The organism is Thermoanaerobacter sp. YS13, assembly GCF_000806225.2.
GTDB lineage: Bacteria > Bacillota > Thermoanaerobacteria > Thermoanaerobacterales > Thermoanaerobacteraceae > Thermoanaerobacter > Thermoanaerobacter uzonensis.
The window spans coordinates 936,734-953,418 of sequence record NZ_JOOI01000001.1 but is presented as its reverse complement, the minus strand read 5'-3'; the positions used below and the strand labels follow the sequence as shown (position 1 = coordinate 953,418).

Sequence of the window (16,685 nt, the reverse complement as noted above, 5' to 3'; positions counted from 1 at the left end):
CATAATGGGTGTTAAAGTTGCTATCAATGGTTTTGGAAGAATTGGAAGAAATGTATTCAGAGCTGCATTTAAGAAAAATGTTGACCTTGAATTTGTAGCTATCAACGATTTAACAGATGCAAAAACATTGGCTCATCTATTAAAATACGATTCTACTTTTGGCAAATTTGAAGGGGAAGTCTCTTATACGGATGATGCGTTAATTGTAAATGGCAAGGAAATTAAAATTTTCAAAGAAACTGACCCTGCAAAGCTTCCATGGGGAGAATTAGGAGTAGACATTGTAATTGAATCCACAGGAAGATTTACAAACAAAGATGATGCTATAAAGCACATCCATGCTGGAGCTAAAAAAGTTATAATTTCTGCACCTGCTAAGAATGAGGACATAACAATTGTTATGGGTGTTAATGAAAATATGTATGATCCAGCTAACCATCATGTAATTTCAAATGCTTCTTGTACAACTAATTGTTTGGCACCATTAGCAAAGGTTATTAATGACAAATTCCGTATAAAGAAAGGTATGATGACAACAGTTCACTCTTACACAAATGACCAAAGAATACTTGATTTACCTCACAGCGATTTGAGGAGAGCAAGGTCTGCGGCTATGTCAATAATACCTACTACAACAGGCGCAGCAAAGGCTATTCACTTAGTAATTCCTGAATTAAAAGGGAAAATGAATGGTTTTGCGATGAGGGTTCCAACTCCAAATGTATCTGTTGTTGACCTTGTTGCAGAAGTTGAAGTACCTGTTACAGTTGAAGAAGTTAATGCAGCGTTGAAAGAAGCTTCTGAAACATATATGAAAGGCATTTTAGGTTATTCTGAAGAGCCATTAGTTTCAATGGACTATAAAGGAGACGAGAGGTCTTCTATAGTTGATGCACCTCTTACAATGGTAATTGAAGGAACATTAGTGAAAGCTGTTTCTTGGTATGACAATGAATGGGGTTATTCCAACAGAGTTGTTGACCTTGCAAAATATATTGCTGAGAGACTCTAATGTAGTAAAAGGTCCGTGTCCATTTATGGACCGGACCTTTAAATCCTAATATAAGGAGGTTTTTGTGATGAAAAAAACCGTGCGGGATGTAGATGTGGCGGGAAAAAGAGTTTTAGTTAGAGTAGATTTTAATGTGCCTATGGATGAAAATAAAAATATAACAGATGATACGCGTATAAAAGCAGCACTTCCTACTATTGAGTATTTAATAAATCACAATGCTAAAGTAATACTAGTATCTCACCTTGGAAGACCAAAGGGCAAAGTAAATCCAGAATATTCTTTAAAACCTGTTGCAAAAAGGTTGTCAGAGCTTTTGGCAAAACAAGTCATTATAGCAGAGGATGTAATTGGAGATGATGCTAAAGCAAAAGCAGCTGCATTAAAAGAAGGAGAAGTATTGCTTTTAGAAAATGTGAGATTCCACGCAGAAGAAGAGAAAAATGACCCTCAATTTGCAAAAGAGTTAGCTTCTTTAGCGGATATATATGTAAATGATGCTTTTGGTACAGCTCACAGGGCCCATGCTTCTACAGCAGGCGTTGCGGCTTATTTGCCGGCAGTATCAGGTTTTTTAATTGAAAAAGAACTTACTATTATGGGGGAAGCTTTAGAAAATCCAAAGAGACCATTTGTCGCTATATTAGGAGGAGCTAAAGTTTCTGACAAAATAGGGGTTATAACAAACCTATTAGAAAAAGTAGATAGCCTTTTAATTGGCGGTGGTATGGCTTACACCTTTATAAAAGCAAAAGGATATGAAATTGGTAAGTCGCTTTTAGAAGAGGATAAAATAGAGTTAGCTAAAGAATTAATGGAGAAGGCTAAGCAAAAAGGTGTTAATTTGATGCTTCCTTTTGATACAGTTATTGCTAGAGAATTGAAATCAGGCGTACCTTATGAAGTAGTCGATATAGACAAAATGCCTCAAGACCAAATAGGAGTAGACATTGGACCTAAGACTATTGAAGAATACTCAAAAGTGATAAAACATGCCATGACAGTAGTGTGGAATGGGCCTATGGGAGTTTTTGAAATTCCTGAGTTTGCAAAAGGTACAGAGGCTATTGCGAAAGCTTTGAGTGAATGCAAAGGTACTACTATAGTAGGCGGTGGTGATTCTGCAGCTGCTATAGAGCAATTAGGATATGCGGATAAGGTTACTCATATTTCTACTGGAGGAGGGGCATCACTAGAATTTTTGGAAGGTAAAGTATTGCCAGGAATTGATGTTTTAAATGATAAGTAAAGGGGTGTTTGTTTTGAGAAGACCAATAATTGCAGGTAACTGGAAAATGCACATGACCCCTTCTGAAGCGGTTAAGTTAGTTGAGGAATTGATACCTCAGGTTAAAGAGGCAAAAGCAGAAGTGGTAGTCATACCTCCCTTTGTGGATTTGACAGAAGTGAGCAAAGTCATCAAAGGCACAAATATTCTCCTCGGTGCTCAAAATATGTTCTGGGAAGAAAAGGGCGCATATACGGGAGAAATTTCACCTTTAATGCTTAAAGAGATTGGCGTGAAATATGTTGTAATAGGTCATTCTGAAAGAAGGCAGTATTTTGGTGAGACGGATGAAATGGTCAATAAAAAAGTTTTATCCGCGCTCTCTCACGGTTTGAATCCTATTGTGTGTGTAGGAGAATCTCTTTCTCAAAGAGAAGAAGGAAAAACTTTTGAAGTAGTTTTAAGTCAAACTAAAGAGGCATTAAAAGACGTTTCACAAGATGACATTGTCAGCGTAGTAATAGCTTATGAGCCAATCTGGGCTATAGGCACTGGCAAAACTGCCACAGCTAAAGATGCCAATGAAGTGATAAAAGCTATAAGGGATACTATAGCTTCCCTTTATGGAAAAGAAAAGTCAGATCTGGTTAGGATACAGTATGGGGGGAGTGTAAAGCCAGAAAACATCTCTGAACTCATGGCAGAAAGCGATATAGATGGGGCTTTAGTAGGGGGCGCAAGTCTTGTAGCATCAGATTTTGCAAAGATTGTCAATTATTAAGGAGAGGATTATATGCCTGAAAAATTAACTATGCTAGTTATACTGGATGGGTTTGGACTATCAGACAAAAAAGAAGGAAATGCAGTATATCAAGCTAATACTCCAAATTTAGATTTTTACTTTAAAAACTATCCCCATACAACTCTTTCCGCCAGTGGCCTTGCAGTGGGACTTCCTGAGGGACAAATGGGAAATTCAGAAGTAGGTCACTTAAATATGGGAGCGGGAAGAATAGTATATCAAGAGCTTACAAGGATTAGTAAAGATATAAAAGAAGGTACCTTTTTTAAGAAAAAAGAATTTTTAGATGCGATAGAAAATGTAAAGAAAAACAACTCAAAACTACATCTTTTTGGCCTTTTGTCAGATGGAGGGGTTCACAGCCACATAACTCATTTATTTGCTTTAATGAAGTTGGCAAAAGATCAGGGGCTAAAAGAAGTATATATTCATGCTTTCTTAGATGGAAGAGATGTTCCACCTGCCTGTGCAAAAGAATATATAAAGCAGTTTGAAGAAGAGTCAAACAGGATTGGTATAGGAAAAATTGCAACGATTTCTGGAAGATATTATGCAATGGATAGAGACAAAAGATGGGATAGAACTAAAAAGGCTTATGATGCAATAGTTTTAGGGAAAGGTGTTTACGCTAATTCACCAATGGAAGCAATAGATATAGCTTATTCCAAAGACCAAACAGATGAGTTCGTAGAACCTACCGTAATTTTGAAAAATGGAAAGCCAGTTGCTACGGTAGAAGCGGGGGATTCTATAATATTCTTCAATTTTAGACCTGACAGAGCAAGGCAGCTCACAAGAGCCTTTATTGATGAAGTTTTTAACCATTTTGAAAGAGAAAAAGGGTATTTGCCTGTATTTTTCGTGTCTATGACTCAATATGATGAAACTTTTAAAAACATACATGTGGCGTATAAGCCAGAAAGACTGGAGAATACTCTTGGTGAATACTTAAGTAAAAAAGGGATTAAACAGCTTAGAATTGCAGAAACAGAAAAATACGCCCATGTGACTTTCTTCTTCAATGGTGGCGTAGAAGAGCCAAATGAAGGGGAAGAAAGAATTTTAGTTCCTTCGCCTAAAGTAGCTACTTACGATTTAAAACCAGAGATGAGTGCTTATGAGGTTACAGATACTGTAATACCTAAGATTATGTCAAATCAATATGGTTTTATTCTTTTAAACTTTGCAAATCCTGATATGGTAGGGCATACAGGAGTTTTAAATGCTGCAATAAAAGCGATTCAAGCAATAGATGAGTGTGTTGGAAGAGTAGTAAATGCTGTTCAAAGTGTAGGAGGGACAATAATTATAACAGCTGACCATGGCAATGCGGAAGAGATGATTGACCCTGTGACAAAAGAGCCACAAACTGCTCATACTACAAACCCAGTGCCTTTCATAGTGATAGGCGAAGGAGATATTGATTTAAGAAAAGATGGAATACTGGCTGATATTGCTCCAACTATATTAGACATAATGAAATTACCAATTCCTAAAGAGATGACAGGAAAATCTTTAATCATTGGAAGAAAATAAAATTTAAAATAAAATTTAAAAAATTTAAAAAGAAAGGAGAAGTTGTCATGTCGTCAATAATTGATATTTTTGCAAGAGAAATACTTGACTCCCGTGGAAATCCTACAGTTGAAGTAGAGGTAGAATTAGATAGCGGTGCAGTAGGAAGAGCTGCTGTGCCTTCAGGGGCTTCTACAGGAGCTTTTGAAGCAGTTGAATTAAGAGATGGAGACAAATCAAGATATTTGGGAAAAGGAGTACTAAAAGCTGTTCAAAATGTCAATGATATCATTGCTCCTGAGCTAATTGGTATGGAAGCGCAAGACCAAGTAGCAATTGACAAAGCGATGATTGAACTAGATGGAACTCCAAATAAGAGCAAATTAGGTGCAAACGCAATTTTAGGGGTATCATTAGCAGTTGCAAAAGCAGCAGCTGAGGAATGTGGTTTACCTTTGTATCAATACATTGGTGGTGTAAATGCAAAAGTACTTCCTGTACCTATGATGAACATATTAAACGGTGGAAAACACGCTGATAACAATGTAGATATACAAGAGTTTATGATAATGCCTATTGGGGCTCCAAACTTCCGCGAAGCATTAAGGATGTGTTCAGAAGTTTATCACAATTTGAAAAACGTGTTACATTCTAAAGGGTTAAGTACAACAGTTGGTGATGAAGGAGGATTTGCACCTAACCTTACGTCAAATGAAGAGGCAATTCAGGTGATTCTTGAAGCTATAGAGAAAGCTGGATATGTTCCAGGAGAAGATATAGCATTAGCATTGGACCCTGCAGCTACTGAAATGTACAAAGAAGATGGGAAATACCATTTTGAGGGTGAGGGAATTGTAAGAACATCTGCTGAAATGGTAGATTTTTTAGAACAGCTTGTAAATAAATATCCTATTGTCTCTCTTGAAGATGGACTTGCTGAAGAAGATTGGGATGGATGGAAACTCTTGACCGACAGGCTCGGTAAAAAAATTCAAATTGTCGGTGACGATATATTTGTAACAAATACTCAAAGACTTTCAAAAGGTATAAGCATGGGCGTTGCAAATTCAATACTCATAAAACTTAATCAAATAGGAACATTGACAGAAACTCTTGATGCTATTGAAATGGCAAAAAGAGCAGGTTACACAGCTGTTGTGTCTCACCGCTCAGGGGAAACAGAAGATTCTACAATTGCAGACCTTGTAGTTGGAGTAAATGCAGGGCAAATTAAAACTGGAGCGCCTGCAAGAACTGACAGAGTCGTAAAATATAATCAGCTTTTAAGAATTGAAGAAGCTTTAGGAAGCACAGCTCAATATCTTGGCAAAAATGCTTTTTACAATATTAAGAAATAAGGGGATCCAAAAAGGATTCCCTTTTTATATAAAAACCTCTTGATTAGCATAACAATTCTTTGTATAATATAAACTGTGGTATTGTGTTTCAAAAATTAGAGATAAGGCGGTGTAAATATGCTAAAAACTGTACTTATGAGTATACAAATTTTGGTTAGCATTTTCTTGATAGTAGTTATACTTTTACAAAAGGGCAAAAGTGCAGGTATTTCGGGTGTAATTGCAGGAGGAGCAGAAACATTTTTTGGAAAGAATAAAGCTCGAACCATGGAGGGGACACTAGAGAGACTTACAACTATAGCGGCGGTATTGTTTATAATTTTGTCTATGGTGTTGACTGTAATGATGGCTAAATAAAAACGACGGTATCAAGAAAAGAAATGGAAAAACCCTTTTATGGGTTTTTATTTTTACGTGCGCCCGGCATGGGCGATAACTAGGCGGTGAAAGTCCGCTGTGGGCTTGGTAGTGGGAACCACTAGCCAAGAGCAAGGGTGTCCATCGTGAGGTGGAATCTGAAGGAAGCTTAAGGCAAAATCTCGGTCTGATGAACAAGAACCAGATAAGAGGCTGAATTGGGATGGATGAGTTTGCGTAACAAAACGAAGTCCAACACTACCCGAATCCCATACAGTAAATCTGGCAGATATATGAGATGAAAGTTATCGTTCTTACCCGGGGAGGTCTCAAGGATAAGTCGTGGAAGTAAAATCTGAAGTGACAACCCATGCAGTGATGTATGGCTGAACCTTGAGAAGTCAGCAGAGGTCATAGTACTTATCTAGTCATGAATAGATAAGGAAGGACCGAACGTTAGGAGGTTTTGAAAATCTTATGGACTCGAAAGATATGCGAAGACTGCAGACAACTCAACAAAGAGGCTATCCGTTGAATAGAGAAATGGAATTTCAAAAGACAACGGAAGTGCATAGTATATCATCGGCGTCGGAAGATGGAAGAAACGAAGTACAAAGATATACCAGCAAGATGCTTGAAATGATAGTAGAACGAGGAAACATGGAAGCAGCATACAAGCGCGTTGTTGCAAATAAAGGAAGCCATGGAGTCGATGGGATGGAAGTAGATGAACTTCTACCGTATCTCAAAGAAAACTGGTCAACCATAAAACAACAACTGCTGGAAGGGAAATACAAACCACAACCAGTGCGAAGAGTAGAAATTCCCAAACCAGATGGAGGAGTAAGACTACTAGGAATACCTACAGTACTAGACAGACTAATACAACAAGCAATAGCCCAAATACTAAATAAAGTCTACAACCATACATTTTCAGATAGCAGTTATGGATTCAGACCAGGACGCAGTGCAAAAGACGCAATAAAAGCCGCAGAAGCATACATAAATGAAGGATACACATGGGTTGTAGATATGGACTTAGAAAAATTCTTTGACAGAGTAAACCACGACATAATAATGTCCAAACTAGAAAAGCGGATAGGGGACAAAAGAGTACTAAAGTTAATACGAAGATACCTAGAATCAGGAGTAATGATAAACGGAATCAAAGTATCAACAGAAGAAGGGACACCCCAAGGAGGGCCATTAAGTCCCCTATTAGCAAACATAATGTTGGACGAACTAGACAAAGAACTTGAGAAACGAGGGCATAAATTCTGCCGATATGCAGATGACTGCAACATATATGTAAAAAGCAGGTCTGCAGGAAACAGAGTAATGAAGAGCATAAAGAAATTCATAGAAAGCAAATTAAAACTAAAAGTCAACGAAGCAAAAAGTGCTGTAGATAGACCATGGAGAAGAAAATTTCTTGGATTTTCATTCTATACAAAAGAAAACGAAGTAAGAATAAGAATCCATGAAAAATCCATCAAAAGGTTTAAGGGAAAAGTAAGAGAAATAACCAATCGGAACAAGGGAATAAGCATGGAAAACAGAATAAAAAGACTAAATCAAATAACAACAGGATGGGTCAACTATTTTGGATTAGCAGACGCGAAAAGCATAATGAAAACCTTTGACGAATGGATAAGGCGAAGACTGAGGGCATGTATATGGAAACAATGGAAGAAGATAAAAACGAAGCATGATAACTTAGTAAAACTAGGAGTAGAAGAACAAAAAGCCTGGGAATACGCCAATACAAGGAAAGGCTACTGGAGAATATCCAATAGCCCAATCCTAAATAAGACTCTTACAAATAAATACTTTGAGAGCATAGGTTATAAGAGTTTATCCCAAAGATATCTAATTGTACACAATTCCTAATGAACCGCCGTATACCGAACGGTACGTACGGTGGTGTGAGAGGACGCTGAATAAAATAATTATTCAGCTCCTACTCGATCACCACAAATAAAAAAGGCTGGGTGGTCAAATGAAAATTAGAGAAATTACAGAGGAATTAGAATATCAGCTGCTTTCTCCTTATGCGACAAAAAGCCGCGAAACTCGCGGCAGGGATAAAGAAGAGGAAAAATGCGATATAAGGACAGAATTTCAAAGAGATAGAGATAGGATTATTCATAGTAAGGCTTTCAGAAGATTGAGCCACAAAACACAGGTCTTTATTTCTCCAGAAGGTGACCATTATAGAACAAGGCTGACTCATACATTAGAGGTATCTCAGATTGCAAGAACAATTGCGAGAGCCTTGAGGTTAAACGAAGATTTGACAGAAGCTATTGCTTTAGGTCATGATTTAGGACATACTCCTTTTGGCCATTCTGGTGAAGAGGTTTTGAATAGACTTTTAAAAGATGGTTTTAGACATAATGAACAAAGCATTAGAGTGGTTGAGGTTTTGGAAAAGGATGGAGAGGGTCTTAATTTAACTTGGGAAGTTAAGGATGGCATTTGTAACCATTCTACTTCAGGAAAGCCTCAGACATTAGAAGGGCAAGTAGTACAAATTTCTGATAAGATAGCTTATATTAACCATGATATTGATGATGCAATAAGAGGGAAAGTTTTAAATCCCGAAGATTTACCTAAAGATTTAATAGCAATCTTAGGTGATAAGCACAGTAAAAGAATAAATACAATGGTAAAAGATGTTATAAATAATAGTTTTGGAAAGCCGAAAGTTTCAATGAGCAAAGAGATTTATGAGGCTACTTATAGTTTAAGATATTTTTTGTTCGAAAAAGTTTATATTGGATCAAGAGCTAAAAAAGATGAGGAAAAAGCAAAAAGAATAGTAGAACAGTTGTTTTATTACTTTTATGACAATATTGACAAGATGCCTCAAGAATTTATAAAACTTGCTGAGATTTATGGAAGAGAAAGAGCTGTTGCTGATTATATTGCTGGTATGACAGACAAATATGCTATTTTAAAATACAAAGAGATTTTTTTACCCAGTCCCTGGTTTGAGTAAAATATTTTTTGATTTTAATAAAAATTTAATTAACAACAGAAGGATTTTTGAATCTTTTGTCGAATATATATTGGTCGTCACTAATAAATTAATTTGTAAAGAGGAATTTAACAATTTTTGTCGAATAGAATAATCAGGTGATATTGATGGCTTACTCAAAAGAAATGATTGAAAGAGTGATTGAAGCAAATGACATAATAGATGTTATATCAGAGTATGTAGAACTAAAAAAAGCGGGAAAAGAATTTAAAGGTCTGTGTCCTTTTCATAGAGAAAAAACTCCATCTTTTATGGTGAGTCAAGAAAAACAGGTTTATCACTGCTTTGGCTGTAATGCTAGTGGAAATGTTGTTACTTTTATAATGGATATTGAGAATTTGACTTTTAAAGAAGCAATTGAATTTTTAGCAGATAGAGTGGGAATAACTCTTGAAGAAATTGAGTTGACAGAAAAGGAGTACCAAAAAAAGAAACTTATTGACGAAATATACAAAATAAATAAATTAGCAGCTATGTATTTTTATAATAAGCTTTTTTCTGAAGAAGGTAGACAGGCCTTAGTTTATATAAGAAAAAGAGGTTTGACAGAAGCAACGATTAAAAAATTTGGAATAGGTTATTCCCCACCTCAAGGAAATGGACTTTTAAATTTTTTAAAGGAAAAAGGCTATACAGAAAGTTTTTTGGTAAAGGCAGGACTTTTGTCTCAAAAAAATAACCGCTATTATGACAGATTTAGAAATAGAATGATGTTTCCTATAATAGATGTAAAGGGTAATATTATAGGTTTTGGAGGACGCTCTATTGACGATAGTTTGCCTAAATATTTGAACACTCCGGAGACGGAAGTCTTTAAAAAAGGGAAAAACCTATTTGCAATAAATTTCGCTAAAAAAACTCAACAAGATAAATTTATAATTGTAGAAGGATATATGGATGCTATTTCCTTACATCAGGCTGGAATAGATTGTGCTGTAGCATCTTTAGGGACTGCTTTGACAGAGGACCAAGCAAGACTCATAAAAAGGTATAAAAGAAATGTTGTAATTGCTTATGATGCTGATGAAGCTGGTATTAGTGCCGCATTAAGGGGACTTGACATTCTTGATGAATTGAATTTAAATATAAAAGTATTAACTATACCTCATGGGAAAGACCCTGATGAGTTTATAAAAAAGAAAGGAGTAGAGGCATTTAATCAATTAATAGAAAATGCCGATAGTTTAATTGAGTTTAAAGCAAAAGTATATAGAAAAAATCTTGACCTTGATAATCCTCAAGATAGAATAATATATGTTAAAAAAATTGCAAAAGATATTGCAAAACTTTCTGATGAAGTGAAAAGAGAAGTTTATATTTCTTCAGTAGCTAAAGTTGCTCAAATACCTGAGAATGCAGTGAGAACAGAGGTTGGTCGTTTTGTCAATAGGGAAATCGAAAAAAAATCAAAAAAATATGTATATAGCTGGTAATATAAGGCATAATATATACAGTAGTAGTAAAATATCGCCAGAAAAATACTTAATTGCATTGCTCTTGTATGATAATAATCTTTATAAAAAAGTGAAAGAAACAATTACCGCCGATATGCTTGAGAATGTTAAATTAAGGCCAATTTTTGAAGAAATAATGTCAAGGTTAGAAGATGGAAACAAAACTCAAATAAATGATATTGTTTATTTATTACAAGAGGAAAATCTTATATCTGATTTTAACGATATTATTAAAGCTTTTTACGAGAGTGAAAATATTACTGAGCAAGCTATTGATGATATTATAAACAAGATTCTCATTAACAGCTTGGCGGTTAAAAGAGAGAGCATCAAAAGAGCTATAAATGAGGCTCATATGGTGGGGGATATAGAGAAAGAAAGGCAACTTTTAATAGAATTACAAAATTGTGAAAAGGAGATGCTAAAGATAAAAAATGGCTAAAAAGAAAGAAACCCATAGGGAGGGGAAACCTATGAACAACGAAGAATTATCTAAAGAAGCAATTACAGAACTTATCAATAAAGGGAAAAAAACTGGGATGCTCACCTACAATGAGATAATGGATTCCTTAGAAGATATTGATTTAAATCCCGACCAAATTGAGAAAGTATATGATGCTTTTGAAGATATGGGAATTGAAATTGTTGGGGAAGAACCTCGTCAGGAAGAAATAACTGAAGAAGATTTAGACTTAGACCTTTCTCTTCCTGAAGGAATCAGTATAGATGACCCTGTTAGAATGTATTTGAAAGAGATAGGCAAGATTCCTCTTCTAACTCCGGAAGAAGAGATTGAATTAGCAAAAAGAATCGAACAAGGAGACGAAGAAGCTAAAAAAAGACTTATAGAAGCTAATTTAAGATTGGTTGTAAGCATAGCAAAGAGATATGTAGGAAGAGGAATGCTTTTCTTAGATTTGATACAAGAGGGAAATTTAGGATTACTCAAAGCAGTTGAAAAATTTGACTATAGAAAAGGTTACAAATTCAGTACTTATGCCACATGGTGGATAAGACAAGCTATCACAAGAGCTATTGCAGACCAGGCAAGAACCATAAGAATCCCTGTACACATGGTAGAAACTATAAATAAATTGATAAGAGTTCAAAGGCAATTGCTGCAGGAATTAGGTCGCGAACCTACCGCTGAAGAATTGGCAAAAGAGATGGGTATGCCAGAAGAAAAAGTAAGAGAGATAATGAAAATAGCCCAGGAACCTGTATCTTTAGAAACCCCTATTGGAGAAGAGGAAGACAGCCACTTAGGAGATTTTATACCTGACGAAGATGCACCAGCTCCAGCAGAAGCTGCGGCTTATACAATGCTAAAAGAACAGTTGATGGATGTTCTTGATACTCTAACGCCAAGGGAAGAGAAAGTACTAAGACTTAGATTTGGTCTTGATGACGGCCGAGCAAGAACATTAGAGGAAGTAGGAAAAGAATTTAATGTTACAAGAGAACGCATAAGACAAATTGAGGCAAAAGCATTAAGAAAATTGAGGCATCCCAGCAGGAGCAAAAAATTAAAAGATTTCCTTGATTAAATAAGCTTCTTGACAAGAGGACAAAAATCTGTATAATTATTATTGTATTCCTCAGTAGCTCAAGGGTAGAGCAACCGGCTGTTAACCGGTAGGTTGTAGGTTCGAATCCTACCTGAGGAGCCACTTTTTGGGCCTTTAGCTCAGCTGGCAGAGCGGTCGGCTCATAACCGATTGGTCCGGGGTTCAAATCCCTGAAGGCCCACCATTGAGAGAAAAAGCATTTAGCTTTAAATGCTTTTTTATTTTTTATACTTTTAGGAGGATTACATGAAACTTACAGAGCGATTAAGGAAAATTGCTGAATACATTCCTCATGGGTCAAAAGTTGCAGACATCGGGACTGATCATGGGTTTATTCCTGTTTACCTTATCGAAAACAAAATATCTACCTATGTTGTTGCTTCAGATTTAAATAAAGGTTCATTAAGTAAAGCTGTAAAAGAAGTTGAGAAGCGAAATTTGCAATCTTTGATAGACACAAGGTTAGGGAATGGTCTTAATGTTTTATCGCCAGGGGAAGTAGACATAGTTGTCATTGCAGGTATGGGAGGAATTTCAATTACAAAAATACTAGATGAGGGAAAAAATATTGCAAAAACTATCAAAAAATTTATATTTCAACCTATGAGAGATTCAGCAGACTTGAGGAAATACTTAATAGAAAATGGATACAAAATTTCTGATGAGGAATTAGTTAAGGAAAATCAAAAATATTATGAAATAATAGTAGCAGAACATGGTAGACAAAAAGTCAAAAATCACATATATTATGAAGTAGGGGAAAAACTCTTACAAAAAAGACATCCACTACTAGAAGAATTCTTACAATATAAAATCGACAAAATGAAGAAAATCATAAGTAAACTTCCAGAGTCCAATGAAAAGCGTAAGCAATTAGAGGAAAAAGTAAAGAAATTCGAGGTGTTGATAAATGGGCTTGAAATGCCAAGTAATAGCTTCCATAATGGATAAACTTGCACCGCGTAAATTTGCTGAAGAGTGGGATAACGTGGGATTGTTAATAGGAGATGGTTCTAAAGATGTTTCAAAAGTTTTAGTAGCTTTGGATGCTACTTCTGAAGTAGTTAAGGAAGCAATTGACAAAAGAGTAGATATGATTGTAACTCATCACCCGTTAGTTTTTAAGCCAATAAAAAATGTCAGGGCTGATAATCCAGTGGGCTCCTTGTTAATACAACTTATTAAAAATGATATTTCCCTTTATGCAGCACATACTTCTTTTGATATAGCTCCAAATGGTATGAATGATATTTTATGCAATATCCTAGGAATATACGATAGGGAAGTTTTGGCTGTCACTTATTCCGAAGGATATAAAAAAATTGCAGTTTATGTGCCGCAAGGATATGAAGAAGTGGTAAAAAATGCCATGTGTAGTGCGGGCGCTGGTTTCATTGGGAATTATAGTGATGCTACTTTTCAGGTGCGAGGCATTGGAACTTATAGACCTTTAGAAGGAACAAACCCATTTATTGGTGAAATAGGGAAACTAGAAAAGACAGAAGAAGTAAAGATAGAAACTATAGTACCTCTGAGATATTTAGAAAAAGTGGTAACTGCAATGCTGAATGTTCATCCCTATGAAGAGGTTGCTTATGATATTTATTCTTTGGAAAATGTTAAAGAAGAATATGGGCTTGGAAGAATTGGAATTATTTCAGAAACTACTTTGCAAGAATTAGCTTTACAAGTAAAAACAAAACTTAAAATTAATAATTTAAGAGTGGTAGGAGACCTAAATAAAAAGATTAGAAAAGTGGCTGTATGTGGTGGAAGCGGTGCAAGTCTTATTCACAAAGCTGTTTCTAAAGGAGCGGATGTTTTAATAACAGCAGACATTGGCTATCACGATGCGGTAGAAGCCCAACACCTCGGATTGGCTTTAATTGATGCTGGACATTTTAGTACGGAGAATATTGCAGTCAGGTTTATTGCAGAATATATAATTGATGAAACTCAGGAACAGGGACACGAAATAGAAGTATTAGTTAGTGAAAGTCAAAAAGATCCTTTTATATATCTATAATTAGGTTGACAGAAATAAATATATATGATAATATATACTCGGTTGATGTTAAGAAATATATATGAAATAACGCATGTGAGTAAGTCGGATGGCCGCGTGCAAAATTGCACCTGCAATTTTGCACGAGGAAAGTCCGAGCTCCACAGGGCAGGGTGCCGGGTAACACCCGGTGGAGGCGACTCCAAGGAAAGTGCAACAGAGATATACCGCCTAGCACTCAACTTGTGAGTGCCAGGTAAGGGTGGAAAGGTGAGGTAAGAGCTCACCAGGGACCAGGCGACTGGTCTGCTCTGCAAACCCCACCTGGAGCAAGGCGAATAGGAGGGAGTAGGTGGCCCGCCGTTTCCCTCGGGTTATGCTGCTAGAAGTGTCAGGCGACTGACACCCTAGATAGATGGCCATCCTCGACAGAACTCGGCTTATAGACTTGCTCACATGGATTTAAAATACCATGATTCTGTGGTATTTTTTATTTATGCAAAATTTAAAAATTGTTTGGTCCATAAATTTTTGTTTGATTTAAAAGTTGTTTTTTGCTAATATTATATATGGGCAAAACTATTATAGAAGGAGAGATTCAGATGAGCATACATATTGGGGCTAAAGAAAACGAAATCGCTCAAACAGTGTTATTGCCAGGAGATCCTTTAAGGGCTAAATACATAGCAGAAAATTTTCTTGAAGATGTAAAATGTTACAATGAAGTTAGAGGAATGTATGGTTTTACAGGGCATTATAAAGGGAAAAGAGTATCAGTTCAAGGTACAGGCATGGGAGTACCTTCCTTATCTATTTATGTAAATGAGCTTATAACCAGTTACAACGTGAAAAATCTCATAAGAATAGGTACTTGTGGTTCTTTGCAACCAGATATCGAACTCAGAGATATAGTAATTGCCATGAGTTCTTCAACAGACTCTGCAATAAATAAGATTAGATTTAATGGCATGGATTATGCTCCTACAGCAAGTTTTAAATTATTGAAAAAAGCCTATGATAAAGCAATGGAGTTAGGAATACAACCTAAAGTAGGAAATATTCTTACAACGGATACTTTTTATAATGATGACCCAGACAGTTGGAAATTATGGGCGAAGTTTGGTGTTTTGGCAGTAGAAATGGAAACTGCAGGACTATATACTCTGGCTGCTAAGTACAATGTAGATGCTCTTACAATATTGACAGTGAGCGATAGCTTGGTTACCGGAGAAGCAACGACAGCTGAAGAAAGGCAAAAGACTTTTATGGACATGGTAAAAATTGCACTAGAAATTGCTGAATAATGATTTTTAAAAAGAGGATAGCTGGGTTTATCCTCTTTTTAAAATAATTAAAAAAGGAGCTGATAGGTGATGAAGCCTTTAAAATTTAAGCCTATTTTTATGGAGAGAATATGGGGAGGTACTGCATTAAGAGATAAATTTGGCTTTGATATTCCCGAGGGTAAAAAAATTGGAGAATTGTGGACAATATCTGACAATAGAACTGCTGTCAGTGTAATTGAAGGTGGAGAATTTAATGGCCAAAAACTAAGTGATATAGCCTACAAATTTTTTGAGGATATATATGGTAAAGGGGTAAATTATGAGAGATTTCCTTTACTTATCAAAATAATTGATGCGCAAGACAAACTTTCTGTCCAAGTTCATCCAGATGATGAATATGCTTTTAAATACGAAAATGGCGATTCTGGAAAAACAGAGATGTGGTATATAATAGATGCAAAACCCGGGGCTAAACTTGTGTGCGGTTTAAAAGAAGGAACCACAAAAGAAGAATTTAAAAGACTATTGAAGGAAGAAAGATTAGAAGAATGTTTAAAGGAAATAGAAGTAAAGCCAGGTGATGTGATTTACATACCTTCAGGGATGGTGCATGCCATAGGTGAAGGCATACTTATTTGTGAAATTCAACAAAATTCAGACCTCACCTATAGAGTATATGATTACAATAGAGTAGATGAATTCGGTAGGAAGAGAGAGTTACATATAGAAAAAGCTTTAAATGTTATAAATTTTAATATAAAGACAGATAAAATAATACCTGAATTTAAAGAAATACGAGGCGGACGCATATCTCATGTTGTTAAATCTCCATATTTTCAGGTAAGTATAATTGAAATAAATGAAGAGGTAAAAATAGATACAGAAGGAAAATTTAACACTTTAACAGCTGTAGAAGGAAATTGCAAAATTGATTTTTATGAAGATATTGTTGAATTAAAGGCAGGAGAGACTGTGCTAATACCAGCTTCTACACCGAGTTATACAGTAGAAGGAAATTGCAAGGTGCTCAAAGCTTATATATAAAAAGCATAAATATTGA

General features: G+C 35.8%; 13 protein-coding genes, 2 tRNA genes, 1 other RNA gene and 1 pseudogene. All 17 read left to right on the top strand.

Annotated elements, in window-relative coordinates; translation table 11 throughout:
- The first annotated feature begins 4 nt into the window (after positions 1-4).
- The 17 genes and pseudogenes from gap (at position 5) to manA (ending at position 16,669) form a co-directional block, all read left to right on the top strand.
- Entirely contained in the window at positions 5-1,012 is a 1,008-nt protein-coding gene (gene gap / locus THYS13_RS04945; RefSeq protein ID WP_042833405.1) for a type I glyceraldehyde-3-phosphate dehydrogenase, read from the top strand.
- A 67-nt stretch (positions 1,013-1,079) separates the two neighbouring features.
- Positions 1,080-2,261, top strand: coding sequence for a phosphoglycerate kinase (pgk, locus tag THYS13_RS04940; protein ID WP_042833404.1), 1,182 nt, complete (start codon positions 1,080-1,082; stop codon positions 2,259-2,261).
- A 13-nt stretch (positions 2,262-2,274) separates the two neighbouring features.
- Positions 2,275-3,021: a triose-phosphate isomerase gene (gene tpiA / locus THYS13_RS04935; protein ID WP_082990395.1), complete on the top strand. Its 747-nt coding sequence runs from the start codon at positions 2,275-2,277 to the stop codon at positions 3,019-3,021.
- Between the two features lie 12 nt (positions 3,022-3,033).
- Complete coding sequence (gene gpmI, locus THYS13_RS04930; protein ID WP_042833401.1) at positions 3,034-4,578, top strand: 2,3-bisphosphoglycerate-independent phosphoglycerate mutase; 1,545 nt, start codon at positions 3,034-3,036, stop codon at positions 4,576-4,578.
- A gap of 47 nt (positions 4,579-4,625) precedes the next feature.
- Positions 4,626-5,915, top strand: a complete 1,290-nt coding sequence (gene eno / locus THYS13_RS04925) for a phosphopyruvate hydratase (protein ID WP_042833400.1) — start codon at positions 4,626-4,628, stop codon at positions 5,913-5,915.
- A gap of 117 nt (positions 5,916-6,032) precedes the next feature.
- Positions 6,033-6,272: a preprotein translocase subunit SecG gene (gene secG / locus THYS13_RS04920; RefSeq protein ID WP_029688637.1), complete on the top strand. Its 240-nt coding sequence runs from the start codon at positions 6,033-6,035 to the stop codon at positions 6,270-6,272.
- 477 nt (positions 6,273-6,749) lie between these two features.
- Positions 6,750-8,162, top strand: coding sequence for a group II intron reverse transcriptase/maturase (gene ltrA / locus THYS13_RS04915; protein ID WP_042833399.1), 1,413 nt, complete (start codon positions 6,750-6,752; stop codon positions 8,160-8,162).
- Positions 8,163-8,271: 109 nt separating this feature from the next.
- Positions 8,272-9,273 (top strand): deoxyguanosinetriphosphate triphosphohydrolase, encoded by a 1,002-nt coding sequence (locus THYS13_RS04910; RefSeq protein WP_042833397.1) that lies wholly within the window; start codon positions 8,272-8,274, stop codon positions 9,271-9,273.
- Between the two features lie 146 nt (positions 9,274-9,419).
- Positions 9,420-11,208: pseudogene (dnaG, locus tag THYS13_RS04905) on the top strand (DNA primase).
- 31 nt (positions 11,209-11,239) lie between these two features.
- Positions 11,240-12,313 (top strand): RNA polymerase sigma factor RpoD, encoded by a 1,074-nt coding sequence (gene rpoD / locus THYS13_RS04900; protein ID WP_042833395.1) that lies wholly within the window; start codon positions 11,240-11,242, stop codon positions 12,311-12,313.
- Positions 12,314-12,361: 48 nt separating this feature from the next.
- Positions 12,362-12,436: transfer RNA gene (locus tag THYS13_RS04895), tRNA-Asn, on the top strand.
- A gap of 6 nt (positions 12,437-12,442) precedes the next feature.
- Positions 12,443-12,518, top strand: a tRNA-Ile gene (locus tag THYS13_RS04890).
- Between the two features lie 62 nt (positions 12,519-12,580).
- Positions 12,581-13,285 carry a class I SAM-dependent methyltransferase gene (locus THYS13_RS04885; RefSeq protein ID WP_042833394.1) on the top strand — a complete coding sequence of 235 codons (705 nt, stop codon included), beginning with the start codon at positions 12,581-12,583 and terminating at the stop codon, positions 13,283-13,285.
- Positions 13,245-14,360: a Nif3-like dinuclear metal center hexameric protein gene (locus tag THYS13_RS04880; RefSeq protein ID WP_042833393.1), complete on the top strand. Its 1,116-nt coding sequence runs from the start codon at positions 13,245-13,247 to the stop codon at positions 14,358-14,360. Before THYS13_RS04885 ends, THYS13_RS04880 begins: the two co-directional genes overlap by 41 nt.
- Before the next feature lie 76 nt (positions 14,361-14,436).
- Positions 14,437-14,798: RNase P RNA component class A (gene rnpB / locus THYS13_RS04875), an RNA gene on the top strand.
- Positions 14,799-14,941: 143 nt separating this feature from the next.
- A complete protein-coding gene (gene deoD, locus THYS13_RS04870; protein WP_042833392.1) occupies positions 14,942-15,643 on the top strand; it encodes a purine-nucleoside phosphorylase in 702 nt (233 codons plus the stop codon).
- Between the two features lie 69 nt (positions 15,644-15,712).
- Complete coding sequence (gene manA / locus THYS13_RS04865; RefSeq protein ID WP_042833391.1) at positions 15,713-16,669, top strand: mannose-6-phosphate isomerase, class I; 957 nt, start codon at positions 15,713-15,715, stop codon at positions 16,667-16,669.
- The last annotated feature ends 16 nt before the right edge of the window (positions 16,670-16,685 follow it).